This window comes from Candidatus Latescibacterota bacterium (genome assembly GCA_019038625.1).
GTDB lineage: Bacteria > Krumholzibacteriota > Krumholzibacteriia > Krumholzibacteriales > Krumholzibacteriaceae > JAGLYV01.
Window position 1 is genome coordinate 1 of sequence record JAHOYU010000017.1, and the last position, 2,341, is coordinate 2,341.

Here is a 2,341-nt window from a genome sequence, read left to right on the forward strand (position 1 = left end):
GCTCCACGGAAAGGGAAAAGTGTCATTTTCCCTTTCCTCACGGATCGCTGACATGGTTTTCGGTCATCGATCCGGGCGCCTTTCCCAGGCGCAGCTTCTCATCGATCCGTCAACTATGGAAAACAAACAAGTTATATTACCTTCCTCTTCTCTCTTATCTCATCAGAAATTTTCTCACTTGCTGAATACCATTTTATTCCGTTGAATTTGACACCACACGTGTCCCCGACTTGAAACCCTTTATCTTCGGCTGAGCGAACCTTGACCTCCTGGTTGCCGACATTAATACGATAATTGATGTATCCACTCAGAAGGATCCTGCCTTCTACTTTTGCTTTAAAGCCTCCATCATGTACGAGATCGATCTCATTGGGACGGGTTGCCAGGATAACTGTTCTCTCATCTAAAGAATCGGGAAGGTCACACTCTATGTTTTGATCTTTAAAGTTCTTTGGGAATATTTTTCCATTTTCAATCTCAACCTCGAGCAAATTGGAATCTCCAATAAAATCGAACACAAATAAATTGGAGGGATTATTATATATTTCTGTGGGAGTATTAATCTGTTGAACTTTACCCATATCCATGACGAGCATGCGGTCAGATAGCGCCATCGCCTCTGTCTGGTCGTGAGTTACGTATATAATGGTAAAGTTGAATTTCTTCTGAAGATCCTTTATTTCAAAGCGCATGATCTCCCTGAGCTTGGGATCCAGGTTTGATAACGGCTCATCGAGCAGAAGGATCTTCGGCTGAGTAACGATGGCCCTCGCAAGTGCTATCCTCTGCTGTTCCCCTCCTGACAGGTCGTATGGAAATTTGCTTTCCAGACCCTGCAGGCTGGTGTGATTTAATGCTTCTTTAACCTTTTCTTCAATTACACTTTTACTGAGTTTCAGGATCCTCAGTGGAAAGGCGACATTTTCAAAAACATTTTTGTGCGGCCAGACCGCAAAAGCCTGAAAAACCATTCCGAGGCCTCGTTTTTCGGGAGGCATGTAGTACCTTTTTGTTTTAGCGACCGATGAGACGATATCCTCTCCAAGCTGGATATCACCTGTTGTCAGGTCCTCAAAGCCTGCAACCATCCTTAATGTCGTAGTTTTACCGCAGCCCGAGGGACCGAGCATGGAAAAGCACTCCCCGCTCTTTATGGTTAAATTGAGGTCGTCTACGGCAACAACGCTCCCGAACGTTTTTGTCACAAACGTTTTCGTCATATTTTTCAGGATGACATCTGACATATCTATTTGCCTCTTCTCTCACGAGTGATAAACCGCAAGACCAGGCTGCCTGTAATAATTATCAATATGGCAACTCCTGCCAGAGCGGAGGCCTCGACCGTATTTCCCTCCTCATGAATGGAATATATGGCGACACCCAGGGTCCTGGTCTTGGGACCGTACAGGAGTAGAGAGGTTGTCAATTCCCGCATCGCAGGCAGGAATATGAGGAAGAAACCTGCCACCATTCCAGGTCGGATCAAGGGGAGAGTGACATCCGCCAACGATTGCCAGTGTGTCGCGCCGCATGACCTGGCGGATTCCTCAAGTGAATCATGTACCTGCTCAAGTGAAGCTGAAGCGGATTTCATGGAAAATGCCATGTAACGGGCTACATAGGCGATCAGGATGATCCACAGTGTGTTGTATAAATTTACCTTAAAAGCGCCGCTCCACATCAATATCACACCGATAGCCAGGACGATCCCCGGGATGGAATAGGGCAGCAGAGCAAGGATCTCCAGGATCTCCTTTCCCCTTGCCTTTATCTTGATGACGATGTAGGCAACCATGGTACCCACGAACATGGTGACAAAAGCTGCTGTGATCGATAAAAGCAGACTGTTTTTTATAGAGTCCTGGGCCATCTTGGAGTGGAACAGAACGTTTTTGAAATTATCCAGGGTAAAGCTGCTGGGAGTCAGCGGAAGCCCGTAGACCTTCAGCAGCCCCACGGCGAAGATCGTTGTGAGTGGAAGGATCACGATGAAAAGCAGGACACCGATGCTGACAAAAAGAAGGGGGAATTTGAATGCCCGCAGTTTGATCAGCATGGGCCGCATACTTTTCCCTTTAATTATTTCAAAGCGGCCTGACTTCAGTATGTATCTCTGAAGAGCCAGGGCCAGCACAACGGTGAAGACAAGAAGGACGGAAAGAGCCGCTCCTTTCCTGATGCCCTCGAAACTTCCCGCCGTTTTGTAGATGTGTTCGTAGATCTTGGTCGGTAGCGTGAAAATATTCTGAGAAAATCCCAATATGGCCGGAACACCGAAGTGGGAAAGCGAGGAAATAAGGATCAGCATGGAACCGGCGGCGATAGCGGGCAAGACCAGAGG

General features: G+C 47.2%; 2 protein-coding genes. Both read right to left on the bottom strand.

Features of this window, described 5'->3' with window-relative positions:
* Positions 1 to 131: 131 nt before the first annotated feature.
* A complete protein-coding gene (locus tag KOO63_00895; GenBank protein MBU8920391.1) occupies positions 132 to 1,244 on the bottom strand; it encodes an ABC transporter ATP-binding protein in 1,113 nt (370 codons plus the stop codon).
* A gap of 2 nt (positions 1,245 to 1,246) precedes the next feature.
* Positions 1,247 to 2,341: iron ABC transporter permease (locus KOO63_00900; protein MBU8920392.1), on the bottom strand; the 1,095-nt coding region annotated here is incomplete at its 5' end.